The following is a 22,565-nucleotide window of genomic DNA, read 5'->3' as shown; positions in this document are numbered from 1 at the left end:
GGAGGTCGTGAGCATGAGCGAACGTAACCAACGCAAAGTTTACCAAGGCCGTGTTGTTTCTGACAAAATGGATAAAACCATCACTGTTGTTGTTGAAACATACAAAAAGGATCCTATTTACGGTAAACGCGTAAAATACTCAAAGAAATTCAAAGCACATGATGAAAATAACCAAGCTAAAATCGGAGACATCGTAAAGATCATGGAAACTCGTCCATTATCTGCAACTAAGCGTTTTCGTCTAGTAGAAGTTGTCGAAGAAGCTGTTATTATCTAATAAAGTTCGGAATTCTTTTTCCGAAGGGAGGTAACAAATAATGATTCAACAAGAGACTCGTTTAAAAGTTGCTGACAACTCCGGTGCGCGTGAGGTACTTACTATTAAAGTTCTTGGCGGTTCTGGACGTAAAACGGCTAACATTGGTGATGTAATTGTTTGCACGGTTAAACAAGCAACACCAGGAGGCGTTGTCAAAAAAGGTGAAGTCGTAAGAGCTGTTATCGTTCGCACAAAAAGCGGAGCACGCAGAACTGACGGATCATACATCAGCTTCGATGAGAATGCATGTGTTATCATCCGTGACGACAAGAGCCCGCGTGGAACTCGTATCTTCGGACCGGTTGCCCGTGAATTACGTGAAAACAACTTCATGAAAATTGTTTCTCTGGCTCCAGAAGTTATCTAATGAAATAAATGCCTTACTCAAGGAGGTGCGATCAGGATGCATGTGAAAAAAGGCGATAAAGTAATGGTTATCTCTGGTAAAGATAAAGGCAAACAAGGTACGATCCTTGCTGCTTTCCCTAAAAAGGACCGCGTTCTAGTTGAGGGCGTAAACATGGTGAAGAAGCACTCTAAACCAACTCAAGCAAACCCTCAAGGCGGTATTTCTAATCAAGAGGCGCCAATTCATGTATCAAACGTTATGCCGCTCGATCCTAAAACAGGTGAAGTGACTCGCGTAGGATACAAAGTGGAAGATGGCAAAAAAGTTCGTGTTGCAAAAAAATCTGGGCAAGTCTTAGATAAATAGTATTTAAAGGAAGGGAGGTCTATCTCATGAACCGCCTTAAAGAAAAGTACAATAAAGAAATTTCACCTGCTTTAATGACGAAGTTCAACTACGACTCTGTTATGCAGGTGCCAAAAATCGAAAAAATCGTAATCAACATGGGTGTCGGTGATGCTGTTCAAAACGCAAAAGCAATCGACAGTGCTGTTGAAGAATTAACGTTTATCGCAGGTCAAAAACCTGTCGTTACTCGTGCGAAGAAATCAATTGCTGGATTCCGTCTTCGTGAGGGAATGCCTATCGGTGCGAAAGTAACTCTTCGCGGAGAGCGCATGTATGATTTCCTTGATAAACTTATTTCTGTATCTTTACCGCGTGTACGTGACTTCCGCGGGATTTCTAAGAAATCTTTTGACGGTCGCGGAAACTACACTCTTGGTATCAAAGAACAGTTAATCTTCCCTGAAATTGACTACGATAAAGTAACAAAGGTTCGCGGAATGGACATCGTTATCGTAACGACTGCTAACTCTGACGAAGAGGCTCGTGAGCTATTAACTCAAGTAGGTATGCCGTTCCAGAAATAATCAATGAAAGGGAGGCGAAATCGTGGCTAAAAAGTCAATGATTGCGAAACAACAACGTACACCAAAGTTTAAAGTGCAAGAGTACACTCGCTGTGAACGCTGCGGACGTCCGCACTCAGTCATTCGTAAATTTAAACTTTGCCGTATTTGTTTCCGTGAGCTTGCATATAAAGGACAAATTCCTGGCGTGAAAAAAGCCAGCTGGTAATCCCCAAGAATGGGAAGGAGGTAATTATATAATGGTTATGACAGATCCAATTGCAGATATGCTGACTCGTATTCGCAATGCAAACATGGTACGTCATGAGAAGCTTGAAATTCCTGCTTCTAAATTGAAAAGAGAAATTGCTGACATTTTAAAGCGTGAAGGTTTCATTCGTGACGTTGAGTTCGTAGAAGACAGCAAACAAGGTATCATCCGCGTTTTCTTGAAATACGGACAAAACAACGAGCGCGTTATCACTGGTCTTAAAAGAATCAGCAAACCAGGTTTGCGTGTATACGCTAAATCAAATGAAGTACCTCGCGTACTTAACGGTCTTGGAATCGCGATTATTTCTACATCACAAGGTGTTTTAACGGACAAAGAAGCCCGTGCAAAACAAGCTGGTGGAGAAGTTCTAGCATACGTTTGGTAAGAAGTTTAACAAGAATGGAGGTGTTTTAGTATGTCTCGTGTAGGAAAAAAACTGCTTGAGATCCCTTCTGGAGTTACAGTAACGCTGAACGAAGGCAACACTGTAGCTGTAAAAGGACCAAAAGGAGAATTAACTCGTACTTTCCATCCTGATATGGAAATCAAAATTGAGGACAACGTGCTTACAGTTACTCGTCCTTCTGATCACAAAGAGCACCGTGCGCTGCATGGTACGACTCGCAGTCTGCTTGGAAACATGGTTGAAGGCGTATCTAAAGGATTTGAAAGAGGTTTGGAATTAGTCGGTGTCGGTTATCGTGCGGCTAAATCCGGAAACAAACTTGTTTTAAACGTTGGATACTCTCACCCTGTTGAGATCGTTCCTGAAGAGGGCATCGAAATCGAAGTTCCTTCTCAAACTAAAGTAGTTGTAAAAGGTACAGACAAAGAGCGTGTAGGAGCTATCGCTGCTAACATCCGCGCTGTACGTTCTCCAGAGCCTTACAAAGGTAAAGGAATTCGCTACGAAGGTGAAGTTGTTCGCCGTAAAGAAGGTAAATCTGCTAAGTAAGACCGCTTAAAGTGAAGAAAGGAGTGACCTAAGGATGATTACGAAAACTAGCAAAAATGCTGCTCGTCAAAAAAGACATGCCCGTGTTCGTGCTAAACTTTCAGGCACAGCTGAAAGACCTCGTCTGAATGTGTTCCGTTCAAACAAACACATTTATGCTCAAATCATCGATGATGTAAATGGCGTTACACTTGCTAGTGCCTCTACTCTCGATAAAGATTTGAACGTGGAAAGCACTGGTGACAGCGCTGCTGCTGCTAAAGTCGGTGAACTCGTTGCGAAACGCGCTTCTGAGAAAGGTGTTTCTGACGTAGTATTTGACCGCGGTGGATACTTATACCATGGACGTGTAAAAGCTCTGGCCGATGCAGCTCGTGAAGCCGGACTGAAATTTTAATAAAAAAAGGAGGGACACATGATTATGCGTCGTATTGACCCAAGCAAATTAGAGTTAGAAGAACGCTTAGTTACGGTTAACCGCGTAGCGAAAGTTGTTAAAGGTGGTCGTCGTTTCCGTTTCGCAGCTCTAGTCGTTGTCGGTGACAAAAACGGTCACGTAGGTTTCGGTACTGGTAAAGCACAAGAAGTACCTGAAGCAATCCGCAAAGCTGTTGAAGATGCGAAAAAGAATTTGATTGAAGTACCAATGGTTGGAACTACGATTCCACACGAAATCATCGGACGTTTCGGTGCAGGCAATATCTTGTTGAAACCTGCTTCTGAAGGTACTGGAGTTATCGCTGGAGGCCCTGTACGTGCGGTACTTGAGCTTGCTGGCGTTGCTGATATCCTTTCTAAGTCTTTAGGTTCTAACACACCGATCAACATGATCCGTGCAACACTTCAAGGTTTAAGTGAGCTTAAACGTGCCGAAGAGGTTGCGAAGCTTCGTGGAAAATCTGTAGAAGAACTGTTAGGATAAGGAGGGAACATTAATGGCTAAATTAGAAATTACCCTCAAACGCAGTGTAATCGGTCGCCCGGAAGATCAGCGCGTTACTGTAAGAACACTTGGTTTAAAGAAAACAAACCAAACTGTCGTTCATGAAGATAACGCTGCGATCCGCGGTATGATTAATAAAGTATCTCATCTAGTTTCTGTTAAAGAACAATAAAAATAAATTATAGGCTAAGGAGGTGTCCTAATGAAACTTCATGAATTAAAGCCTTCAGAAGGTTCACGTAAAGTACGCAATCGCGTAGGTCGTGGTATTGGTTCTGGTAACGGTAAAACAGCTGGTAAAGGTCACAAAGGTCAAAACGCTCGTTCTGGCGGCGGTGTACGCCCTGGATTCGAGGGGGGACAAATGCCTTTATTCCAACGTCTTCCTAAACGCGGTTTTACAAACATCAACCGTAAGGATTACGCTATTGTGAACGTAGACAAATTGAACGGTTTTGCGGAAGGAACGGAAGTCACTCCTGAACTTCTTCTTGAGACTGGTGTTATTAGCAAACTTAATGCAGGAGTAAAGATTCTTGGCAACGGTAAATTAGAGAAAAAATTAACTGTAAAAGCCAATAAATTCTCTGCTTCTGCGAAAGAAGCTGTTGAAGCTGCTGGCGGTACAGCTGAGGTGATCTAACTTGTTTAAGACAATCTCCAACTTTATGCGTGTGAGTGATATTCGGAATAAAATCATTTTTACATTACTCATGCTTATCGTCTTTCGCATAGGTGCATTTATCCCTGTGCCATATGTAAATGCTCAGGCGTTGCAGACACAAAGTTCGATGGGGGTTTTTGATCTCCTTAATACATTTGGCGGCGGTGCGCTTTATCAGTTCTCCATTTTTGCGATGGGAATTACGCCTTACATCACTGCTTCAATCATCATTCAGCTGCTTCAGATGGATGTTGTGCCGAAGTTTACCGAGTGGTCTAAGCAAGGTGAAGTCGGCCGCCGTAAATTAGCTCAGTTCACGAGATATTTTACGATTGTGCTTGGTTTTATCCAGGCATTAGGTATGTCTTACGGGTTTAACAACCTGGCAAACGGTATGCTGATTGAAAAATCCGGCATATCGACATATCTGATTATTGCTTTAGTACTCACTGGAGGAACTGCTTTTTTAATGTGGCTGGGAGAACAAATTACTTCCAATGGAGTAGGTAACGGAATTTCGATCATCATCTTCGCGGGGATTGTGGCTAGTATTCCGAAAACTGTTGGGCAGATTTATGAGACTCAATTTGTCGGCAGCAGCGATCAGCTGTTTATTCATATTGTAAAAATCGCTTTACTGGTGATTGCGATTTTGGCCGTTATTGTTGGTGTTATTTTCATTCAGCAGGCCGTACGCAAAATCGCGATTCAATATGCAAAAGGGCAAGGTCGTTCACCTGTTGGCGGAGGCCAGTCAACTCACCTTCCGCTTAAAGTGAATCCGGCAGGGGTTATTCCGGTAATCTTTGCGGTTGCGTTTCTTATTACGCCGCGTACTATCGCGTCATTTTTCGGAGAAAACAATGTGACAAAGTGGATTCAAGCCAACTTTGACAATACACATCCGGTGGGCATGGCGGTTTATGTCGCATTAATTATCGCCTTTACGTACTTCTATGCTTTTGTGCAGGTAAACCCTGAACAAATGGCTGATAACCTAAAAAAACAGGGTGGCTATATCCCGGGGGTTCGTCCAGGGAAAATGACTCAAGATAGAATTACGAGCATTTTGTATCGACTTACGTTTGTGGGTTCTATATTCTTAGCCGTGATTTCCATTCTTCCTATCTTTTTCATTCAATTCGCTGGATTGCCTCAAAGTGCACAGATTGGCGGAACATCATTGTTAATTGTCGTCGGGGTAGCCTTGGAGACAATGAAGCAGCTGGAGAGCCAGTTAGTGAAACGTAATTACCGAGGATTTATGAAAAATTAGAGGACTGGTTTTAACCATTCCTCTAAATAAGAGAGGACGGGGGAAATCCGAATGAACTTAGTCTTAATGGGACTTCCTGGAGCCGGTAAAGGCACACAGGGAGAACGAATTGTTGAGGATTATGGGATACCTCATATCTCAACGGGAGATATGTTCCGTGCTGCTATGAAAGAAGAAACACCACTCGGACTCGAAGCAAAGTCTTATATTGATAAAGGCGAGCTCGTACCGGACGAAGTCACAATCGGCATTGTCAAAGAAAGACTCGGCAAAGATGATTGTGAAAGAGGTTTTCTTCTGGACGGATTTCCGCGAACAGTCGCTCAGGCTGAAGCTCTTGAAAACATTCTTGAGGAATACGGCAAGCCGATTGATTATGTCATTAACATTAAAGTAGACAAAGACTCTTTAATGGAACGTTTGACTGGACGCAGAATTTGCAGTGTTTGCGGCACAACCTATCATTTGGTTTTCAATCCGCCGAAAACGCCGGGTGTTTGTGATAAAGACGGAGGAGACCTTTATCAACGGGCAGATGATAATGAGGAAACCGTCTCAAAACGGCTTGAGGTCAACATGAAGCAGACTCAGCCTTTACTCGATTTTTATTCTGAGAAAGGGTATCTTGTCAACGTCAATGGCCAGCAGGACATTAACGACGTGTACCAAGATGTGAAAGAGCTTCTTGGAGGATTGAGCAAATGATTATCTGTAAGACCCCTCGTGAGCTTGGCATCATGCGGGAAGCAGGGCGAATCGTGGCTTTGACTCATGAAGAGATGAAAAAGCACATTAAACCAGGAATCTCGACAAAAGAATTGGATCAAATTGCCGAACGTTTTATTGAGAAGCAGGGTGCAATCCCATCTTTTAAGGGGTATAATGGGTTTCGCGGGAGCATCTGTGTATCAGTTAATGAAGAACTCGTTCACGGAATACCCGGTAAAAGGGTTTTGCGTGACGGTGACATTATCAGCATTGATATCGGTGCTAAATTAAATGGTTATCATGGTGACTCTGCTTGGACATATCCGGTAGGAAACATCAGTGATGATGATAAACGACTGCTGGAAGTAACAGAGGAGTCTTTATATAAAGGCTTGAAGGAAGCAAAACCAGGTGAACGTTTGTCGAATATTTCCCACGCAATACAAACGTATGTCGAAAATGAGCAGTTTTCAGTTGTTAGGGAGTATGTCGGACATGGTGTTGGTCAAGACTTGCATGAGGATCCGCAAATTCCTCATTACGGTCCGCCAAACAAAGGACCTAGGCTGAAGCCTGGTATGGTTCTCGCTATAGAACCGATGGTTAACGCTGGCAGCCGATATGTGAAAACATTGGCTGATAACTGGACGGTTGTAACGGTAGATGGGAAAAAGTGTGCTCATTTTGAACATACGATTGCGATTACGGAAACGGGTTTTGATATACTGACAAAAGTCTAGATGATGAAATGAATTCCATGACATATGTTTTTCATTCCGCACCTGGGCAGATTGTAGGTTTACAATTGGTCGGAAGAAAAACCGGCTAGCTGCTGTCACCGGAATGAAGATTCATCATCGTGTACTAAAGCAGACGGAGAAAAGCGTACATTTCATTCTCCTTAGAAAAAGAATATCAATCATTCACCCTTTATGATTGCGTATCTCCGGAAGTTCAGAACAGTATAAACGAAACAGGGCGTGTGACAAACGGATAACTGAGATTTTCTCTTTTGAAATTTGTCAGAGAGCAAGTTACTGATTTGAAGAAGGGAGAACACTTGAATGGCGAAAGACGATGTAATTGAAGTGGAAGGTACGATTGTCGAAACACTGCCAAACGCGATGTTCAAAGTTGAACTCGAAAATGGCCATACGGTTTTGGCTCACGTATCTGGTAAAATCCGCATGCACTTCATTCGCATTTTACCTGGAGACAAAGTTACGGTAGAATTATCTCCATATGACTTAACTCGTGGCAGGATTACGTACCGTTACAAATAAAGCACTCCGGAAACTGAAGGAGGTTGGAAACACATGAAAGTGAGACCATCAGTTAAACCAATCTGCGAGAAATGTAAAGTTATTCGCAGAAAAGGAAAAGTAATGGTGATCTGTGAAAATCCAAAGCATAAACAAAAACAAGGATAATTAATAAGGAGGTGCCCAGAGAATGGCTCGTATTGCTGGTGTAGATATCCCACGTGACAAACGTGTTGTTATTTCTTTAACATATGTCTTCGGAATTGGCCGCACAACGGCTCAGCAAGTCTTGAAAGAGGCTGGTGTTTCTGAAGATACTCGTGTGCGTGATCTTACTGAAGAAGAACTTGGTAAAATCCGTGATGTTATTGACAAACTGAAAGTAGAAGGTGACCTTCGCCGTGAAGTTTCTCTTAACATCAAGCGTCTGATCGAAATCGGAAGCTACCGCGGAATCCGCCATCGCAGAGGTTTGCCTGTTCGCGGACAAAACTCTAAAAACAATGCGCGTACTCGTAAAGGTCCGCGTCGTACTGTAGCTAACAAGAAAAAATAAGTAAGGGAGGTACCTAAACAATGGCTGCTGCTCGTAAACAAAACACGCGTAAACGTCGCGTGAAAAAGAATATTGAGTCAGGAATCGCTCATATTCGTTCAACTTTCAACAACACGATCGTTACGATCACTGATACTCATGGTAATGCTCTTTCTTGGTCAAGTGCCGGAGCTCTAGGATTCAGAGGTTCTCGTAAATCTACTCCTTTTGCTGCGCAAATGGCTGCTGAAACAGCTGCTAAAGGTTCAATCGAACACGGACTTAAAACTCTTGAAGTAACTGTTAAAGGACCAGGTTCTGGCCGTGAAGCTGCAATCCGTGCTTTACAAGCTGCCGGACTTGAAGTTACAGCTATCAGAGACGTAACTCCTGTTCCTCATAATGGATGCCGTCCACCAAAACGTCGCCGCGTGTAATTTGTTTGTATAGATTTTGTGTCCCTGTCAATAATGGGTTATGATACAGTTATTTATGAAACGAATGCACCGACTCGTTGCCTGAGCACATACGGGACTAAACAATGGGGAATTTCGGATGGAATCTCATATGATTCTATTCGAGGTTTCGACGTTTTGAAGGAGGGTTTTAAGTAATGATCGAGATTGAAAAACCAAAAATCGAAACGGTTGAAATCAGCGACGATGCCAAATTTGGTAAGTTTGTCGTAGAGCCGCTTGAGCGTGGATATGGTACAACTCTGGGTAACTCCTTACGTCGTATCCTCTTATCCTCACTCCCTGGTGCCGCTGTAACATCGATCCAGATAGATGGTGTACTGCACGAATTCTCGACAATCGAAGGCGTTGTGGAAGATGTTACAACGATAATCTTGCACATTAAAAAGCTTGCATTGAAAATCTACTCTGATGAAGAGAAGACGCTTGAAATTGATGTACAGGGCGAAGGAACTGTCACAGCAGCTGATATTACACACGACAGCGATGTTGAAATCCTTAATCCGGATCTTCATATCGCGACTCTTGGTGAGAATGCGAGTTTCCGAGTTCGCCTTACTGCACAAAGAGGACGTGGGTATACACCTGCTGATTCGAACAAAAGAGACGATCAGCCAATCGGCGTGATTCCGATCGATTCAATCTTTACGCCAGTTTCTCGTTTATCTTATCAGGTAGAAAACACTCGTGTAGGCCAGGTTGCAAACTATGACAAACTTACACTTGATGTTTGGACTGACGGAAGCACTGGACCGAAGGAAGCAATTGCTCTCGGTTCAAAGATTTTAACTGAACACCTTAATATATTCGTCGGTTTAACTGACGAAGCTCAGCATGCTGAAATCATGGTTGAAAAAGAAGAGGATCAAAAAGAAAAAGTTCTTGAAATGACGATTGAGGAACTTGACCTTTCTGTCCGTTCTTACAACTGCTTGAAGCGTGCGGGCATTAACACGGTTCAAGAACTTGCGAACAAGACGGAAGAAGATATGATGAAAGTTCGCAACCTGGGACGCAAATCACTTGAAGAAGTGAAAGCGAAACTAGAAGAACTTGGACTCGGCCTTCGCAAAGACGATTGATCTAGTTTCCATGTGAACTAGGATTTTCGTGTGTTTTTTATTTAGAAACAGCATTCCATTAAAGGAGGGGACATCACATGTCATACAGAAAACTAGGACGTACGAGTTCACAGCGTAAAGCTATGCTTCGTGATCTTACAACAGATTTGATCATCAACGAAAGAATTGAAACAACTGAAACACGTGCGAAAGAACTTCGCTCTGTTGTTGAAAAGATGATCACTCTTGGTAAGCGCGGTGACTTGCATGCTCGTCGTCAAGCTGCTGCATACATTCGCAACGAGGTTGCTAATGAAGAAAATAACCAAGATGCACTTCAAAAATTGTTCTCTGACATTGCAACTCGTTACGAGGAGCGCCAAGGCGGATACACACGTATTATGAAGCTTGGTCCTCGCCGTGGTGACGGTGCACCAATGGCAATCATCGAATTGGTTTAATCACATATTTTTGTGTATCTAAAGAAGGGCGGGACAGTTTCTAACTGGATCTATGCCCTTTTTTTAGATATCAGAACTTTTTATCATGAGACAGAAAAGCAGAGCTATAGCTGAGAGGAGGTCAGGCGCCCGTGGATCAAAAACAGCTTATATCCGTAAAAGACATTCTATTCCGCTACCGCAAAGATGCAGAAAGACCGGCGCTGGACGGTGTGAGTCTGGAGGTATACGAAGGAGAATGGCTTGCTATCGTAGGCCACAACGGTTCAGGGAAGTCGACTTTGGCCAGAGCGCTGAACGGACTGATTTTGCCTGAGGCCGGAGAAATTGAAGTCGGCGGCATCAAACTGACTGAGGATACCGTGTGGGATGTGCGAAAAAAAATAGGGATGGTCTTTCAGAATCCCGATAACCAATTTGTCGGAACGACTGTTCGCGATGATGTGGCTTTTGGTTTAGAAAACAATGGTGTTCCGCGCGAAGAAATGATTGAGAGAGTAGATTGGGCTGTCACACAAGTCAATATGCAGGATTTTCTTGATCAAGAGCCGCACCATCTCTCCGGAGGTCAAAAACAAAGAGTGGCGATCGCGGGGATTATTGCCGCGCGTCCTGATATTATGATTTTGGATGAAGCGACATCCATGCTTGACCCGATTGGGAGAGAAGAAGTCCTTGATACTGTCAGACGCTTAAAAGATCAGGGCATGGCCACCGTCATTTCGATAACACATGACCTGGAAGAAGCCGCAAGGGCGGACAGGATCATTGTGATGAACGGCGGCAGGAAATATGCAGAGGGCACGCCTGAAGAGATTTTTAAATTAAACGAAGACTTGGTTCGCATCGGTCTTGATTTGCCTTTCTCATTCCAGCTCAGCCTGCTTTTGAAAGAAAGCGGACTGGCGTTAACGAAAAACCATCTGACTCAGGAAGGGCTGGTGAATGAGCTGTGGACATTAAAATCAAAGATGTAGAACACCGCTATCAAATGAAGACACCGTTTGAACGGCTGGCTCTGTATGATATCAATGCCGTGATAAAAGAGGGCAGCTACGTTGCCGTCATCGGGCATACAGGGTCGGGCAAATCGACGCTCCTGCAGCATTTAAACGGTTTGCTGAAACCGACTAAAGGACAGCTTGAACTCGGGAGCACGATTCTGGCAGCCGGTAAAAAGAATAAAGACCTTAAGACTTTGCGAAAAAAAGTCGGAATCGTTTTCCAATTTCCCGAACATCAGCTGTTTGAAGAGACTGTGCTGAAGGACATCGCATTCGGACCGATGAATTTCGGTGTAAAAAAAGAAGACGCTGAACGGAAAGCAAAAGAAATGCTGGGGCTTGTGGGCCTTCCGGAAGACATTTTGAATCGTTCACCATTTGAGCTCAGCGGCGGCCAGATGCGCAGAGTGGCGATTGCCGGCGTTCTCGCGATGGAGCCGGAAGTGCTGGTTTTGGATGAACCGACGGCCGGTCTTGATCCGAGAGGGCGCCAGGACATTATGGACATGTTCTATGCGCTTCATCAGCGGGGAAACCTGACTACCGTTCTCGTCACCCATAGCATGGAGGACGCCGCCCGCTATGCTGACGAAATGATCGTCATGCACAAAGGAACCATTAAAGCGACGGGGAGTCCGCGTGACTTGTTTGTAAAAGGTGAAGAGATGGCCGAAATGGGACTGGATCTTCCTGAATCGGTGAAGTTTCAGAGACGGCTTGAGAAGGCTCTCGAAGTCAAGTATGAAAAACCCATGCTGACCCTGCAGGATGCCGCCAGTGAAATTAAGGCTTTCTTTCAGGAGGAAAAGGACCAATGATGGACAGCATGATTATCGGAAAGTATGTTCCGGGATCATCGCTTATTCACCGATTGGACCCGCGAACAAAACTTGTCAGCATTTTTCTTTTTGTATGTATCGTCTTTTTGGCAAACAACGTACAGACGTATGCTTTGCTCGGTTTGTTTACATTCGGGGTGATCGCCTTGACTCGCGTGCCGTTCAGCTTTTTGCTGAAGGGGCTTAAGCCGATTATCTGGATTGTGGCGTTTACCTTTTTATTACACATTTTCATGACGCATGAAGGATCTGTCATCTTTCAGCTTGGCTGGTTTAAAGTGTATGAGGGCGGACTTATACAGGGGATTTTTATCTCTCTCCGTTTCGTTTACCTTATCTTTATGACGACGCTGCTGACGCTGACAACAACGCCGATTGAAATAACGGATGGAATGGAGCAGATCCTGAATCCTTTTAAAAAGGTGAAGCTGCCCGTACACGAACTCGCATTGATGATGTCGATATCATTGCGATTTATCCCGACATTGATGGAAGAGACAGATAAAATCATGAAGGCGCAAATGGCGAGGGGTGCGGACTTTACAAGCGGCCCGGTGAAAGACAGAATCAAAGCGGTTGTTCCGCTGCTTGTCCCGCTGTTTGTCAGCGCCTTTAAACGCGCGGAAGAGCTCGCGGTCGCCATGGAGGCGAGAGGCTACCAGGGCGGTGAGGGGAGAACGAAATACAGAAAGCTCGTCTGGACCGGAAAGGATACCGGAGCTATTCTGCTCATCATCGTATTAGCCGTGTTATTGTTTTTCTTAAGAAGTTAGAGGTGCTGCTGAATGAGAGTGAAATGTACCATTGCTTATGACGGGCATTTATTTAACGGATATCAGGTTCAGCCTGGAAAACGGACCGTTCAAAGTGAATTGGAAAAAGCGCTGGCCGTCATCCATAAAACGGACGGCAGAGTGCCTGTGTACTCATCCGGCCGCACGGACAGCGATGTTCATGCTGCCGGGCAGGTCATTCATTTTGATACGCCGCTGTCCATCCCGGCTGAGAAATGGCCGTTTGCGCTCAATGCCCTGCTGCCTGATGATATTGCCGTCAAAACAGCAGAGATTGCGGATGATGGGTTCCATGCACGATTTAGCGCGGTCCAAAAGGAATATCGCTACTTTGTATATACGGAGAAACACCCGGACGTATTTAAACGACATTACGCTTACCATTTTGCATATCAGCTTAATGTGCAGAAAATGAGGGAAGCTTCAAGGCACCTCATCGGGACACATGATTTCACAAGCTTTTGTGCGGCTGATACCGCGGTTCAGGATAAAGTCAGAACGATTTACGAGCTGGATTGGACTGAGACCGGAGACGGCCTGCAGATGCGGATCACCGGTAACGGTTTTCTCTATAATATGGTCAGAATCATTGCCGGAACATTATTGGATACAGGAGCTGGAAAATTTTCTCCCGATGATGTAAAAGCAATGCTCGAAGCGAAGGATCGCGAAGCCGCGGGGCGCACCGCACCGGGGCACGGGCTGTATTTATGGAGCGTTTGCTATGACAACTAAACCAGGTGTAACATTTTCTTGACAGAGTCTGCATAAAGTTATAAGATATCATATGGTATGTATTTCAACCCCACGATAAGCCCCGGAACTTATTGTGTTGTGAAATAGAACGTAATCGAAGATTATTGAAAATGACAGATCATTTAGGAGGGAAATTCAATGCGTACAACACCTATGGCTAACGCAAGTACTATTGAACGCAAGTGGTTAGTTGTTGATGCAGCAGGCAAGACTTTAGGACGTCTTTCTACAGAAGTTGCATCTATCCTTCGCGGGAAACACAAACCGACTTACACACCGCACGTTGATACTGGAGATCATGTGATCATCATCAACGCTGAAAAAATCGAGTTAACTGGTAAAAAGTTAACTGACAAAATCTACTACCGTCACACTCAACATCCAGGCGGATTAAAATCAAGAACTGCTCTTGAAATGCGTACAAACTACCCTGAGAAAATGCTTGAGCTTGCTATCAAAGGCATGCTTCCAAAAGGTTCTCTAGGTCGTCAAATGTTCAAGAAATTGAACGTATACCGTGGTTCTGAGCATCCACATGAAGCACAAAAACCTGAAGTTTACGAACTTCGCGGTTAATTAAAAAGGAGGTTACCAATTTGGCACAGGTTCAATATTACGGTACTGGCCGTCGTAAAAGTTCTGTAGCGCGTGTGCGCTTAGTTCCAGGTGAAGGTCGTATCGTCGTTAATAATCGTGAAATCAGCGAGCACATTCCATCTCCAGCTCTAATCGAAGATATCAAACAACCATTAACTTTAACTGAAACAGCTGGTACTTATGATGTTTTAGTAAACGTACATGGAGGCGGCTTATCTGGTCAAGCTGGAGCAATCCGTCATGGTATCGCTCGTGCTTTGCTTGAAGCAGATCCAGAATACCGTGCAACACTTAAACGTGCTGGTCTTCTGACTCGTGACGCTCGTATGAAAGAACGTAAAAAATACGGTCTTAAAGGCGCTCGTCGTGCACCTCAGTTCTCAAAACGTTAATCGTTTTGGATGGCAAAAACCACAACTTCTTGGTTGTGGTTTTTTTGTATTTTTTTCTCATATTCAAGAGGTTATCCGATGTTTTTCTAGAATTGTTTGTTATACTCTATTCATTACCAATAAGGAGCGCAGTTATAATGAATAAGTTAGTCATACATAACAGCAAGGCATGGGATAAAAAAGTCGAAACAGGCAATGAATGGACGGTTGCGGTTGATTCTCATACGATTGGTGAAGCGAAAAAAGGCAATTGGAGCATCAGAATGACCCCCGGAAAAGATGTGCCGGCGGATTGGTTTCCGCCCATAGACGGTCTGAAGGTTCTTTGTCTCGCTTCAGGAGGAGGACAGCAAGGGCCGGTCCTTGCTGCTGCAGGAGCGGACGTGACCATCTTTGACAATTCGGAAAAACAGCTTGCGCAAGACAGAATGGTTGCCGAGCGGGACGATCTTACGCTTCGGACTGTCAAAGGCAGCATGAATGATCTGAGCTGTTTTGATGATGAGTCATTTGATTTTATCGTGCACCCGGTATCGAATTGCTTTGTTGATACGGTTCTTCCGGTATGGAAAGAAGCTCATCGTGTATTGAAAAAAGGCGGGTCTTTAGTCTCCGGTTTTGTAAATCCCGTCGTGTTCTTATTTGATATGGATTTAGAGCAGGAAGGCGTACTAAAAGTAAAGTATTCCATTCCGTTTTCGGATGAAAAAGATCTGAGTAAGAAAAAGGTAAAGGAACTTATTGATAATCATGAAGCACTTGAATTCGGCCATACGCTGGAGGATCAAATTAAAGGTCAGATTGACGCAGGCTTCATGGTTGCCGGTTTTTACGAGGACAAAGGCGGCCTCGTGCTGGATGAATACATTAATACATACTCCGTAACAAGAAGCATTAAAATATAAAAACGGCATCCCGTCAGAGGTGCTGTTTTTTTGCGGCTTTTTCCTGCGGTCGGCTGATCACATTAGCCGAAACCGGTTCTACTCCAATGTCTCTGGCCCAAACCGACAGTTGTCCCATATGGTGAATCTCATGCGCAAGGATGTGGCGGAGAATATCTTCTTTAGGAAAGGTTTGGTCCATCCAGCCCGGCTTAACAAGATCCGGTCCTTTGAGGGAGACCGCATGAATGACATCCTCCCGATACTGTTCAGACAGTTTTCTGAGATCCTGAATGCTTGTATAGTCAGACTCAGCAGGTAAAACATCATCTTTACCTAAAATGGCACGAGCCCAGCTGATCTCGACATCAATGATATGAAATAAAGTCCGCAAGATGCTCTTCATTCCGCCCGTCCGGGTTTTCGCCAGATCCTCCCGGCTCAGCTTTTCACATATCATAAACCACTCGTCACGCACCGTCCAATTGTATTGAAACAGCTTTTTCATCACGTCACCTCAGCTCTTTATTCTTCCAGTTAACATAAAACTCCTTCATTTGGGAGGATTTCCACTATCAACAAAGCATGCTTTTTCCCTTTTCCTTTCAAAATAACAGTAAAAAGGAGCGTGGCTGGCAATGGCAGAAGTATTATCTTTTTCAGACGTGAAACGGCAGAAGGATTTTGAGCTTGAGAAGAGTTTACTAAAGGAGCTGTCACTGACGCAGATCATTCAGTCCGTAAAAGCATGTCTTACCCCTTTGTTTCCCTTTCTTCAAGACGAAAACGGCATTCTGAGTGAAGGATGCATAGATTTTGCAATTGAAGCGTATTTATTAGGCGGCCGGTTCGGCGTCTTTGGCTATTATGGTGAGTCTTTGCAGAGGGCAAACGCCCGTTCGGCTGAGGAAGAGGAAGAACTGACGGTCGATTTTTTTGAATATCTTTGCAATTGGACGCATGAGCAATATTCTTCCGTTAAACAAAAAGAAATCTATGAAGCGTCCTGCCGGTTTATCAACAGCTGGTGGACGGAAGGATTTCTGCAAAGAGAAAAACAATGTAAGCTCCGCATGAGGTAATCATAATTTCTTCCCTTGTCCCATACTTATTAATAACGGGGACAAGCGGGAGGGAAAGGTATGACAAAAAAGCTGAAATGGCTCGGTTTTTTACTTGGCTTTATCATATTATTGTGTTTATTCCGGTTTCAATTCCATAATGATGATTCCTGGCGGCCGTGGAGTCTGCCGCTGAGCGGGAAAATCATCTATCTCGATCCGGGACACGGCGGGCCGGACGGAGGCGCCACGGGAGGCAGTCACCTTGAAAAGGACATTACTCTCGAAGTGGCCTCCAGGGTCAGAGACTATTTGCAGGAGCAGGGGGCTTTGGTCATTATGACGCGGGAGACGGATACTGATTTAGCTCCTGAAGGGACGAAAGGCTACAGCAGACGCAAAGCGGAAGATCTGAGAAAGCGCGTGGAAATCATCAACCGTTCAGAGGCGGAGCTTTATATCAGCATTCATCTGAACGCCATACCGTCACCGAGATGGAGCGGCGCCCAAAGCTTCTACTATGGAAAATACGAAGAAAATGAAAAAGTGGCAAAATATATACAGGACGAATTGAGAATCAATTTGGAGAATACAACGAGAAAGGCGAAACGGATACACGGCATTTACTTAATGCAGAATGTAACCAAACCGGGCGCGCTGGTGGAAATCGGTTTTCTGTCCAATCCCGCGGAAGCGAAAAGGCTCGGCCAGCCCAAATATCAGGACAAAATCGCTTCTTCCGTGTATAAGGGCGTATTGAGATACTTCACAGAGAAAGGAGACCCTCCCGAGTAAGGAGGGTTTTTCGCCGATTCTATGTTTAATATATGGTATAATACCATTTGTAAACGAATACACAAAGGGTGAGGGTTCGATGATAAGAGAAGATGAAGTAAGAAATATAGTCGGAAACATGCGCGAACCTTTTCTTCATAGACCGCTGGGAGAATTGGATGCCATTAAAGAAGTAAAGATCAAGCCGGAAAAACGGCATGTCAGTGTGAAAATTGCATTGGCAAAAACGGGGACGGCTGAACAGATGGGTATTCAGCAGGAAATCGTATCCGTTCTGAAAGAAGCGGGTGCGGAAACTGTGGGACTGCGGTTTGAAGAGCTGCCGGAAGAAACATTGGCGAAATTCAGCCGGCCGGCTGCTGAAAGCGAAACCCTGCTGAATAGGAAACATCCGCCGGTCTTTCTTGCGGTGGCAAGCGGAAAAGGCGGTGTCGGCAAATCAACGGTTTCCGTCAACCTGGCCATTTCTCTTGCGCGGCTCGGAAAAAAAGTCGGCTTGATCGACGCGGATATATACGGATTCAGCGTGCCGGACATGATGGGTATTACAGTTCGCCCGACAGTAGAAGGAGAAAAACTGCTTCCTGTCGAAAGATTTGGAGTAAAGGTTATGTCGATGGGCTTTTTCGTCGAAGAAAACGCTCCGGTTGTGTGGAGAGGGCCGATGCTGGGCAAGATGCTGAATAACTTCTTCCATGAAGTTGACTGGGGAGAGGTTGACTATATCGTTCTTGATCTGCCGCCCGGCACGGGTGATGTGGCGCTCGATGTACACACGATGCTTCCGAGCTGCAAAGAGATTATCGTATCAACGCCGCACCCTACAGCCGCATTTGTAGCGGCGAGAGCGGGTTCTATGGCGATTAAGACCGATCATGAAGTTGTAGGGGTCATTGAAAATATGGCTTACTATGAAAGTGCAAAAACCGGCGAGAGAGAATATGTGTTCGGCCAAGGCGGGGGAGATAAGCTTGCAGAGGAATTGCAAGTGCCGCTGCTTGGCAGAATTCCTTTAAAACAGCCTGATTGGGACAAGGATCAGTTTGCGCCTTCTGTCTATGACAGAAGTCATCCGATCGGGGAAATTTATATGGGGATCGCCCAAAAAGTCATTGAAAAAACAGCTGAATAAAAAAAGGGCCGGGATCAACACGGCCCGGCCTTTTATTGGCTTTCTTTTTCAGAGCTTGAAGCTGCTTTTTTCAATTCATCCTCGAATTGCTTTTTGAAAAGCGGGCTGGAAAGTGTCTCTGTAATTACATCTTCTAAGTAACTGCGGAACTTTTGGCTTTTCACCAGCTCATAGTATTTTTTATCCATGCCCGGGTCCTGCATGATCTGCATAAAACTTTTCTGATAATCAGGGTCTTTCATCAGTTTTTTTATGATTTTTTCATGCTCGGGCTGAAGAGTTTTTGCAAAGCTCTCGGCGAATTTTGAGTCTTCAAAGATGGTTTTCCAGAACTCCGCCCCTTTTTTAGAGGTGAGGGTTTTCTCTATTGTGCCTTTAATGGCATTTTGATCAATCACCAATGCCTCATTCATCGCATCATCATTTAATATTTCCTTAATTGCCTTTTTTCCATCATCGGTCTTTAATATATCAACAACCATTTTTTTAGTCTGGTCATAATCCATATCCGCTGCTTGGTCTTTTGGAGCACAAGCTGTTACAGATAATAAAACAAAACAGCTTATCAATAGCGTTTTGGCTTTTGACATGCATAAGCTCCTTCCTTACTTGTACTTATTTTTAATATGATTCATCGGAATGGATTTATACATAACAAAATATCGCTGAACGCGATTGTCAGGGGGATGAATAAGAGATGAAAAGCCGCGGGCTTGTTCGATTTTTCTTTTCGATTTTAGCTGTGGGCGCTCTTATTACAAGCGTCGTGGGATTTGCTCTGAAGTGGGGGGAGTACAAGGGGTTCTTTCTGAATTTTGAGGCCGGTCAGATTTTCTCCGTTCTGATCTGGTTTATCGGGGTAGGCATGATTTTCAGTGTGATCAGCCAGATGGGATTCTTCGTTTTTCTGACGGTGCACCGGTTTGCCCTTGAAATTCTCAGATCAAGCTCGCTTTGGAATCTGCTTCAGCTGTTTATCATTCTGTTTGTCGCTTTTGATTTAATGTACGTCAGATTTTTGTTTTTCGGAGAGCGGGATGACTCGATTGCAGGGTTTGTCTGGCTGCCGCTGGCTTTGCTTGCCGTCGGCCTGTTGACGGCGTATATAAAACAAAAGCAGTCCTCAAAAAATACGTTCGTTTCATCATTATTTTTAATGGTTGTTATTACAGCGCTTGAATGGGTTCCTGCGCTACGAGTGAATAATGAGGACTGGCTTTATTTGATGCTGATTCCGCTGATGGGCTGCAATGCGTTTCAGCTGCTAATGCTGCCGAAGTTTGCCCAGAGGTAATTATTTCACTTCTGATGACTTGACGTCAGTATTTGCGATCAGGTCGCCGACGGTCACGTTTTTCAGTCCTTTTTGCTTTAAATTGTGAATGATGGCGGGGAGCGCTTCTTCAGTCTGTGTTGCTGAATCAGAGGCGTGCAGCAGGACAATGTCGCCGCCTTTTATATGACTGTTTACATTTTCAATGATTTTATCAGGGCCGGGATTTGTCCAATCCTGCGAGTTAACGCTGTAATGAACCACTGAATAGTGGTACTGCTGTGCAATGGTAAGAACCTTTTTATTAAATTGTCCGGTCGGCGGGCGGAGTAAATGAACATTCTTCACACCCAGCTTTTTAAATGCGGTCTGGGCCCGGAGGATATCTTTTTTTATTTCATTGTCCTCTAGGTTGGTATAATTCTTATACGCATATCCCATGCTGCCGATTTGATGTCCGTCTTTTACCATACGTTCAACTGTGTCCGGGTGCCGTTCCGCCCAAGAAGCTGATAGAAAAAAAGTAGCGTTTTTAATACCGTTTGCTTTTAGCGCGTTCAGAATCGGAACCGCCTTTTCATCACCCCAGCTGATATCGAATGTTAATGCGACTTCCCCCGCTCTCGTCTCCCCTTTTGAAATAGCCTTTGGGCCGCTATCAGTTAAAAATACAGGAAGGGGGACGGCTCTCTGTATATAAAAAAAGCTGGCTGCTGCAAATGCGGCAATGATAATAATAAGCAGCTGTTTTATCCTTCTGATGTGCCATACGTAGAAGTGATTCACTGATGACGCCTCCTTATCTTGTCCATGCTTGATTACATCGTATGCCGCGGCGGAGATGAATATAACGAAATACGTTTTAAAAAAATGAAAAAAACACTTGCTAAATTTAAAGAATGCATGGTATATTATTAAACGTCGCTGATGAACAGCAGACAACAACGAAAAGCTTCGGAAACAACTTAAAAAAAGTTGTTGACATAAAAGAAGCTGAGTGGTAAGCTAATAAAGCTGCTTCAACAAGCGGTAATGATCTTTGAAAACTAAACAAGACAAAACGTACCTGTTAATTCAAAGTTTTAAATAAATCGCACAGCGATGTGCGTAGTCAGTCAAACTACTTTATCGGAGAGTTTGATCCTGGCTCAGGACGAACGCTGGCGGCGTGCCTAATACATGCAAGTCGAGCGGACAGATGGGAGCTTGCTCCCTGATGTTAGCGGCGGACGGGTGAGTAACACGTGGGTAACCTGCCTGTAAGACTGGGATAACTCCGGGAAACCGGGGCTAATACCGGATGGTTGTCTGAACCGCATGGTTCAGACATAAAAGGTGGCTTCGGCTACCACTTACAGATGGACCCGCGGCGCATTAGCTAGTTGGTGAGGTAACGGCTCACCAAGGCGACGATGCGTAGCCGACCTGAGAGGGTGATCGGCCACACTGGGACTGAGACACGGCCCAGACTCCTACGGGAGGCAGCAGTAGGGAATCTTCCGCAATGGACGAAAGTCTGACGGAGCAACGCCGCGTGAGTGATGAAGGTTTTCGGATCGTAAAGCTCTGTTGTTAGGGAAGAACAAGTGCCGTTCAAATAGGGCGGCACCTTGACGGTACCTAACCAGAAAGCCACGGCTAACTACGTGCCAGCAGCCGCGGTAATACGTAGGTGGCAAGCGTTGTCCGGAATTATTGGGCGTAAAGGGCTCGCAGGCGGTTTCTTAAGTCTGATGTGAAAGCCCCCGGCTCAACCGGGGAGGGTCATTGGAAACTGGGGAACTTGAGTGCAGAAGAGGAGAGTGGAATTCCACGTGTAGCGGTGAAATGCGTAGAGATGTGGAGGAACACCAGTGGCGAAGGCGACTCTCTGGTCTGTAACTGACGCTGAGGAGCGAAAGCGTGGGGAGCGAACAGGATTAGATACCCTGGTAGTCCACGCCGTAAACGATGAGTGCTAAGTGTTAGGGGGTTTCCGCCCCTTAGTGCTGCAGCTAACGCATTAAGCACTCCGCCTGGGGAGTACGGTCGCAAGACTGAAACTCAAAGGAATTGACGGGGGCCCGCACAAGCGGTGGAGCATGTGGTTTAATTCGAAGCAACGCGAAGAACCTTACCAGGTCTTGACATCCTCTGACAATCCTAGAGATAGGACGTCCCCTTCGGGGGCAGAGTGACAGGTGGTGCATGGTTGTCGTCAGCTCGTGTCGTGAGATGTTGGGTTAAGTCCCGCAACGAGCGCAACCCTTGATCTTAGTTGCCAGCATTCAGTTGGGCACTCTAAGGTGACTGCCGGTGACAAACCGGAGGAAGGTGGGGATGACGTCAAATCATCATGCCCCTTATGACCTGGGCTACACACGTGCTACAATGGACAGAACAAAGGGCAGCGAAACCGCGAGGTTAAGCCAATCCCACAAATCTGTTCTCAGTTCGGATCGCAGTCTGCAACTCGACTGCGTGAAGCTGGAATCGCTAGTAATCGCGGATCAGCATGCCGCGGTGAATACGTTCCCGGGCCTTGTACACACCGCCCGTCACACCACGAGAGTTTGTAACACCCGAAGTCGGTGAGGTAACCTTTTAGGAGCCAGCCGCCGAAGGTGGGACAGATGATTGGGGTGAAGTCGTAACAAGGTAGCCGTATCGGAAGGTGCGGCTGGATCACCTCCTTTCTAAGGATTTTAACGGAATATAAGACCTTGGGTCTTATAAACAGAACGTTCCCTGTCTTGTTTAGTTTTGAAGGATCATTCGATTCTTCGAGATGTTGTTCTTTGAAAACTAGATAACAGAAGTAATTCACATTCAATTAGTAATGCAAGATATCACGTAGTGATTCTT

34 protein-coding genes, 1 rRNA gene and 1 pseudogene are annotated in these 22,565 nt (G+C 44.9%); 33 read left to right on the top strand and 3 right to left on the bottom strand.

The window, feature by feature from the left end; all coding sequences use genetic code 11:
- Positions 1 to 13: 13 nt before the first annotated feature.
- The 28 genes and pseudogenes from rpsQ to ABK447_RS19975 all read left to right on the top strand — a co-directional run bounded on the left by rpsQ (position 14) and on the right by ABK447_RS19975 (position 15,481).
- The gene (rpsQ, locus tag ABK447_RS20110; protein WP_003156484.1) at positions 14 to 277 is read left to right on the top strand and encodes a 30S ribosomal protein S17; all 264 of its coding nucleotides are present in this window, start codon (positions 14 to 16) and stop codon (positions 275 to 277) included.
- A gap of 40 nt (positions 278 to 317) precedes the next feature.
- Positions 318 to 686 carry a 50S ribosomal protein L14 gene (rplN, locus tag ABK447_RS20105; protein ID WP_007410404.1) on the top strand — a complete coding sequence of 123 codons (369 nt, stop codon included), beginning with the start codon at positions 318 to 320 and terminating at the stop codon, positions 684 to 686.
- Between the two features lie 36 nt (positions 687 to 722).
- Positions 723 to 1,034 carry a 50S ribosomal protein L24 gene (gene rplX, locus ABK447_RS20100; RefSeq protein WP_003156486.1) on the top strand — a complete coding sequence of 104 codons (312 nt, stop codon included), beginning with the start codon at positions 723 to 725 and terminating at the stop codon, positions 1,032 to 1,034.
- A gap of 26 nt (positions 1,035 to 1,060) precedes the next feature.
- Entirely contained in the window at positions 1,061 to 1,600 is a 540-nt protein-coding gene (gene rplE, locus ABK447_RS20095) for a 50S ribosomal protein L5 (protein WP_003156487.1), read from the top strand.
- Positions 1,601 to 1,622: 22 nt separating this feature from the next.
- Positions 1,623 to 1,808, top strand: a complete 186-nt coding sequence (gene rpsN, locus ABK447_RS20090) for a 30S ribosomal protein S14 (RefSeq protein WP_003156488.1) — start codon at positions 1,623 to 1,625, stop codon at positions 1,806 to 1,808.
- A 31-nt stretch (positions 1,809 to 1,839) separates the two neighbouring features.
- On the top strand, positions 1,840 to 2,238 hold the full coding sequence (rpsH, locus tag ABK447_RS20085; protein WP_003156489.1) for a 30S ribosomal protein S8: 399 nt from the start codon (positions 1,840 to 1,842) through the stop codon (positions 2,236 to 2,238).
- A gap of 30 nt (positions 2,239 to 2,268) precedes the next feature.
- A complete protein-coding gene (gene rplF / locus ABK447_RS20080) occupies positions 2,269 to 2,808 on the top strand; it encodes a 50S ribosomal protein L6 (protein ID WP_003156490.1) in 540 nt (179 codons plus the stop codon).
- Between the two features lie 34 nt (positions 2,809 to 2,842).
- Positions 2,843 to 3,205 (top strand): 50S ribosomal protein L18, encoded by a 363-nt coding sequence (gene rplR / locus ABK447_RS20075; RefSeq protein ID WP_003156492.1) that lies wholly within the window; start codon positions 2,843 to 2,845, stop codon positions 3,203 to 3,205.
- A gap of 24 nt (positions 3,206 to 3,229) precedes the next feature.
- Positions 3,230 to 3,730: a 30S ribosomal protein S5 gene (rpsE, locus tag ABK447_RS20070; RefSeq protein ID WP_003156493.1), complete on the top strand. Its 501-nt coding sequence runs from the start codon at positions 3,230 to 3,232 to the stop codon at positions 3,728 to 3,730.
- Between the two features lie 13 nt (positions 3,731 to 3,743).
- Positions 3,744 to 3,923, top strand: coding sequence for a 50S ribosomal protein L30 (gene rpmD, locus ABK447_RS20065; protein WP_003156497.1), 180 nt, complete (start codon positions 3,744 to 3,746; stop codon positions 3,921 to 3,923).
- A gap of 30 nt (positions 3,924 to 3,953) precedes the next feature.
- Entirely contained in the window at positions 3,954 to 4,394 is a 441-nt protein-coding gene (rplO, locus tag ABK447_RS20060) for a 50S ribosomal protein L15 (protein ID WP_007410405.1), read from the top strand.
- Position 4,395: 1 nt separating this feature from the next.
- Positions 4,396 to 5,691, top strand: a complete 1,296-nt coding sequence (gene secY, locus ABK447_RS20055) for a preprotein translocase subunit SecY (protein WP_007615246.1) — start codon at positions 4,396 to 4,398, stop codon at positions 5,689 to 5,691.
- A 51-nt stretch (positions 5,692 to 5,742) separates the two neighbouring features.
- Positions 5,743 to 6,396: an adenylate kinase gene (locus ABK447_RS20050; RefSeq protein ID WP_094031443.1), complete on the top strand. Its 654-nt coding sequence runs from the start codon at positions 5,743 to 5,745 to the stop codon at positions 6,394 to 6,396.
- Entirely contained in the window at positions 6,393 to 7,139 is a 747-nt protein-coding gene (map, locus tag ABK447_RS20045) for a type I methionyl aminopeptidase (RefSeq protein WP_007410408.1), read from the top strand. The genes ABK447_RS20050 and map overlap by 4 nt, the downstream gene beginning before the upstream one ends.
- 22 nt (positions 7,140 to 7,161) lie before the next feature.
- Positions 7,162 to 7,486, top strand: a pseudogene (locus ABK447_RS20040) (RNA-binding protein).
- A complete protein-coding gene (gene infA, locus ABK447_RS20035) occupies positions 7,464 to 7,682 on the top strand; it encodes a translation initiation factor IF-1 (RefSeq protein WP_003156508.1) in 219 nt (72 codons plus the stop codon). The pseudogene ABK447_RS20040 and the gene infA overlap by 23 nt, the downstream one beginning before the upstream one ends.
- Positions 7,683 to 7,715: 33 nt before the next feature.
- Positions 7,716 to 7,829 (top strand): 50S ribosomal protein L36, encoded by a 114-nt coding sequence (gene rpmJ / locus ABK447_RS20030; protein WP_003156543.1) that lies wholly within the window; start codon positions 7,716 to 7,718, stop codon positions 7,827 to 7,829.
- 22 nt (positions 7,830 to 7,851) lie between these two features.
- The gene (gene rpsM / locus ABK447_RS20025) at positions 7,852 to 8,217 is read left to right on the top strand and encodes a 30S ribosomal protein S13 (protein ID WP_003156545.1); all 366 of its coding nucleotides are present in this window, start codon (positions 7,852 to 7,854) and stop codon (positions 8,215 to 8,217) included.
- A gap of 20 nt (positions 8,218 to 8,237) precedes the next feature.
- A complete protein-coding gene (gene rpsK, locus ABK447_RS20020) occupies positions 8,238 to 8,633 on the top strand; it encodes a 30S ribosomal protein S11 (protein ID WP_007410409.1) in 396 nt (131 codons plus the stop codon).
- A 176-nt stretch (positions 8,634 to 8,809) separates the two neighbouring features.
- Complete coding sequence (locus tag ABK447_RS20015) at positions 8,810 to 9,754, top strand: DNA-directed RNA polymerase subunit alpha (RefSeq protein WP_003156549.1); 945 nt, start codon at positions 8,810 to 8,812, stop codon at positions 9,752 to 9,754.
- Between the two features lie 77 nt (positions 9,755 to 9,831).
- Positions 9,832 to 10,194, top strand: a complete 363-nt coding sequence (gene rplQ, locus ABK447_RS20010; RefSeq protein WP_003156550.1) for a 50S ribosomal protein L17 — start codon at positions 9,832 to 9,834, stop codon at positions 10,192 to 10,194.
- A gap of 131 nt (positions 10,195 to 10,325) precedes the next feature.
- Positions 10,326 to 11,171, top strand: coding sequence for an energy-coupling factor ABC transporter ATP-binding protein (locus ABK447_RS20005; RefSeq protein ID WP_007615256.1), 846 nt, complete (start codon positions 10,326 to 10,328; stop codon positions 11,169 to 11,171).
- Positions 11,147 to 12,016, top strand: coding sequence for an energy-coupling factor ABC transporter ATP-binding protein (locus ABK447_RS20000; protein WP_094031444.1), 870 nt, complete (start codon positions 11,147 to 11,149; stop codon positions 12,014 to 12,016). The genes ABK447_RS20005 and ABK447_RS20000 overlap by 25 nt, the downstream gene beginning before the upstream one ends.
- Entirely contained in the window at positions 12,013 to 12,810 is a 798-nt protein-coding gene (locus tag ABK447_RS19995; protein WP_059366897.1) for an energy-coupling factor transporter transmembrane protein EcfT, read from the top strand. The genes ABK447_RS20000 and ABK447_RS19995 overlap by 4 nt, the downstream gene beginning before the upstream one ends.
- Before the next feature lie 12 nt (positions 12,811 to 12,822).
- On the top strand, positions 12,823 to 13,566 hold the full coding sequence (truA, locus tag ABK447_RS19990; protein ID WP_076425820.1) for a tRNA pseudouridine(38-40) synthase TruA: 744 nt from the start codon (positions 12,823 to 12,825) through the stop codon (positions 13,564 to 13,566).
- A 159-nt stretch (positions 13,567 to 13,725) separates the two neighbouring features.
- Positions 13,726 to 14,163 (top strand): 50S ribosomal protein L13, encoded by a 438-nt coding sequence (rplM, locus tag ABK447_RS19985; protein ID WP_003225844.1) that lies wholly within the window; start codon positions 13,726 to 13,728, stop codon positions 14,161 to 14,163.
- Between the two features lie 20 nt (positions 14,164 to 14,183).
- Positions 14,184 to 14,576, top strand: coding sequence for a 30S ribosomal protein S9 (gene rpsI, locus ABK447_RS19980; RefSeq protein ID WP_003225846.1), 393 nt, complete (start codon positions 14,184 to 14,186; stop codon positions 14,574 to 14,576).
- 137 nt (positions 14,577 to 14,713) lie between these two features.
- On the top strand, positions 14,714 to 15,481 hold the full coding sequence (locus ABK447_RS19975) for a class I SAM-dependent methyltransferase (RefSeq protein WP_007410414.1): 768 nt from the start codon (positions 14,714 to 14,716) through the stop codon (positions 15,479 to 15,481).
- A 13-nt stretch (positions 15,482 to 15,494) separates the two neighbouring features.
- Here the strand turns inward: ABK447_RS19975 and ABK447_RS19970 are convergent, their stop codons facing one another.
- Positions 15,495 to 15,968: a DinB family protein gene (locus ABK447_RS19970; protein ID WP_025284101.1), complete on the bottom strand. Its 474-nt coding sequence runs from the start codon at positions 15,966 to 15,968 to the stop codon at positions 15,495 to 15,497.
- 130 nt (positions 15,969 to 16,098) lie between these two features.
- Between ABK447_RS19970 and ABK447_RS19965 the strand changes: the two genes are divergently transcribed.
- The 3 genes from ABK447_RS19965 (at position 16,099) to ABK447_RS19955 (ending at position 18,448) form a co-directional block, all read left to right on the top strand.
- Complete coding sequence (locus ABK447_RS19965) at positions 16,099 to 16,542, top strand: DUF2521 family protein (protein ID WP_011996201.1); 444 nt, start codon at positions 16,099 to 16,101, stop codon at positions 16,540 to 16,542.
- A gap of 60 nt (positions 16,543 to 16,602) precedes the next feature.
- Entirely contained in the window at positions 16,603 to 17,316 is a 714-nt protein-coding gene (gene cwlD, locus ABK447_RS19960) for an N-acetylmuramoyl-L-alanine amidase CwlD (protein ID WP_007410417.1), read from the top strand.
- A gap of 79 nt (positions 17,317 to 17,395) precedes the next feature.
- Complete coding sequence (locus ABK447_RS19955; RefSeq protein ID WP_007410418.1) at positions 17,396 to 18,448, top strand: Mrp/NBP35 family ATP-binding protein; 1,053 nt, start codon at positions 17,396 to 17,398, stop codon at positions 18,446 to 18,448.
- Positions 18,449 to 18,480: 32 nt separating this feature from the next.
- Here the strand turns inward: ABK447_RS19955 and gerD are convergent, their stop codons facing one another.
- On the bottom strand, positions 18,481 to 19,038 hold the full coding sequence (gene gerD / locus ABK447_RS19950; protein ID WP_007410419.1) for a spore germination lipoprotein GerD: 558 nt from the start codon (positions 19,036 to 19,038) through the stop codon (positions 18,481 to 18,483).
- Between the two features lie 107 nt (positions 19,039 to 19,145).
- Between gerD and kbaA the strand changes: the two genes are divergently transcribed.
- A complete protein-coding gene (gene kbaA, locus ABK447_RS19945) occupies positions 19,146 to 19,742 on the top strand; it encodes a KinB-signaling pathway activation protein (protein ID WP_007410420.1) in 597 nt (198 codons plus the stop codon).
- Here kbaA and pdaB read toward each other — a convergent pair whose 3' ends face one another.
- Entirely contained in the window at positions 19,743 to 20,507 is a 765-nt protein-coding gene (gene pdaB / locus ABK447_RS19940) for a polysaccharide deacetylase family sporulation protein PdaB (RefSeq protein WP_007410421.1), read from the bottom strand.
- 339 nt (positions 20,508 to 20,846) lie between these two features.
- Here pdaB and ABK447_RS19935 point away from each other — a divergent pair.
- Positions 20,847 to 22,396: ribosomal RNA gene (locus ABK447_RS19935) — 16S ribosomal RNA — on the top strand.
- Positions 22,397 to 22,565: the final 169 nt, after the last annotated feature.

The organism is Bacillus sp. hwrm1 (assembly GCF_040207805.1).
GTDB classification, from domain to species: Bacteria; Bacillota; Bacilli; order Bacillales; family Bacillaceae; genus Bacillus; species Bacillus velezensis.
Note: the sequence above shows the minus strand (reverse complement) of the source record. Positions and strands in the feature narration are given on the sequence as shown.

Excerpts from the sequence above, each read along its gene's own strand:
- ABK447_RS20015 (WP_003156549.1), top strand. The coding sequence starts at position 8,810 with ATGATCGAGATTGAAAAACCAAAAATCGAAACGGTTGAAATCAGCGAC.
- truA (WP_076425820.1), top strand. The coding sequence starts at position 12,823 with ATGAGAGTGAAATGTACCATTGCTTATGACGGGCATTTATTTAACGGA.
- rplO (WP_007410405.1), top strand. The coding sequence starts at position 3,954 with ATGAAACTTCATGAATTAAAGCCTTCAGAAGGTTCACGTAAAGTACGC.
- rplE (WP_003156487.1), top strand. The coding sequence starts at position 1,061 with ATGAACCGCCTTAAAGAAAAGTACAATAAAGAAATTTCACCTGCTTTA.
- rpmD (WP_003156497.1), top strand. The coding sequence starts at position 3,744 with ATGGCTAAATTAGAAATTACCCTCAAACGCAGTGTAATCGGTCGCCCG.
- rplX (WP_003156486.1), top strand. The coding sequence starts at position 723 with ATGCATGTGAAAAAAGGCGATAAAGTAATGGTTATCTCTGGTAAAGAT.
- ABK447_RS19975 (WP_007410414.1), top strand. The coding sequence starts at position 14,714 with ATGAATAAGTTAGTCATACATAACAGCAAGGCATGGGATAAAAAAGTC.
- rplN (WP_007410404.1), top strand. The coding sequence starts at position 318 with ATGATTCAACAAGAGACTCGTTTAAAAGTTGCTGACAACTCCGGTGCG.
- rpsQ (WP_003156484.1), top strand. The coding sequence starts at position 14 with ATGAGCGAACGTAACCAACGCAAAGTTTACCAAGGCCGTGTTGTTTCT.
- rpsM (WP_003156545.1), top strand. The coding sequence starts at position 7,852 with ATGGCTCGTATTGCTGGTGTAGATATCCCACGTGACAAACGTGTTGTT.
- rplM (WP_003225844.1), top strand. The coding sequence starts at position 13,726 with ATGCGTACAACACCTATGGCTAACGCAAGTACTATTGAACGCAAGTGG.
- rpsK (WP_007410409.1), top strand. The coding sequence starts at position 8,238 with ATGGCTGCTGCTCGTAAACAAAACACGCGTAAACGTCGCGTGAAAAAG.
- rpmJ (WP_003156543.1), top strand. The coding sequence starts at position 7,716 with ATGAAAGTGAGACCATCAGTTAAACCAATCTGCGAGAAATGTAAAGTT.
- rplR (WP_003156492.1), top strand. The coding sequence starts at position 2,843 with ATGATTACGAAAACTAGCAAAAATGCTGCTCGTCAAAAAAGACATGCC.
- rplF (WP_003156490.1), top strand. The coding sequence starts at position 2,269 with ATGTCTCGTGTAGGAAAAAAACTGCTTGAGATCCCTTCTGGAGTTACA.
- rplQ (WP_003156550.1), top strand. The coding sequence starts at position 9,832 with ATGTCATACAGAAAACTAGGACGTACGAGTTCACAGCGTAAAGCTATG.
- infA (WP_003156508.1), top strand. The coding sequence starts at position 7,464 with ATGGCGAAAGACGATGTAATTGAAGTGGAAGGTACGATTGTCGAAACA.
- cwlD (WP_007410417.1), top strand. The coding sequence starts at position 16,603 with ATGACAAAAAAGCTGAAATGGCTCGGTTTTTTACTTGGCTTTATCATA.
- ABK447_RS19995 (WP_059366897.1), top strand. The coding sequence starts at position 12,013 with ATGATGGACAGCATGATTATCGGAAAGTATGTTCCGGGATCATCGCTT.
- map (WP_007410408.1), top strand. The coding sequence starts at position 6,393 with ATGATTATCTGTAAGACCCCTCGTGAGCTTGGCATCATGCGGGAAGCA.
- rpsE (WP_003156493.1), top strand. The coding sequence starts at position 3,230 with ATGCGTCGTATTGACCCAAGCAAATTAGAGTTAGAAGAACGCTTAGTT.
- rpsH (WP_003156489.1), top strand. The coding sequence starts at position 1,840 with ATGGTTATGACAGATCCAATTGCAGATATGCTGACTCGTATTCGCAAT.
- ABK447_RS19955 (WP_007410418.1), top strand. The coding sequence starts at position 17,396 with ATGATAAGAGAAGATGAAGTAAGAAATATAGTCGGAAACATGCGCGAA.
- gerD (WP_007410419.1), bottom strand. The coding sequence starts at position 19,038 with ATGTCAAAAGCCAAAACGCTATTGATAAGCTGTTTTGTTTTATTATCT.
- kbaA (WP_007410420.1), top strand. The coding sequence starts at position 19,146 with ATGAAAAGCCGCGGGCTTGTTCGATTTTTCTTTTCGATTTTAGCTGTG.
- ABK447_RS19970 (WP_025284101.1), bottom strand. The coding sequence starts at position 15,968 with ATGAAAAAGCTGTTTCAATACAATTGGACGGTGCGTGACGAGTGGTTT.
- ABK447_RS19965 (WP_011996201.1), top strand. The coding sequence starts at position 16,099 with ATGGCAGAAGTATTATCTTTTTCAGACGTGAAACGGCAGAAGGATTTT.
- ABK447_RS20050 (WP_094031443.1), top strand. The coding sequence starts at position 5,743 with ATGAACTTAGTCTTAATGGGACTTCCTGGAGCCGGTAAAGGCACACAG.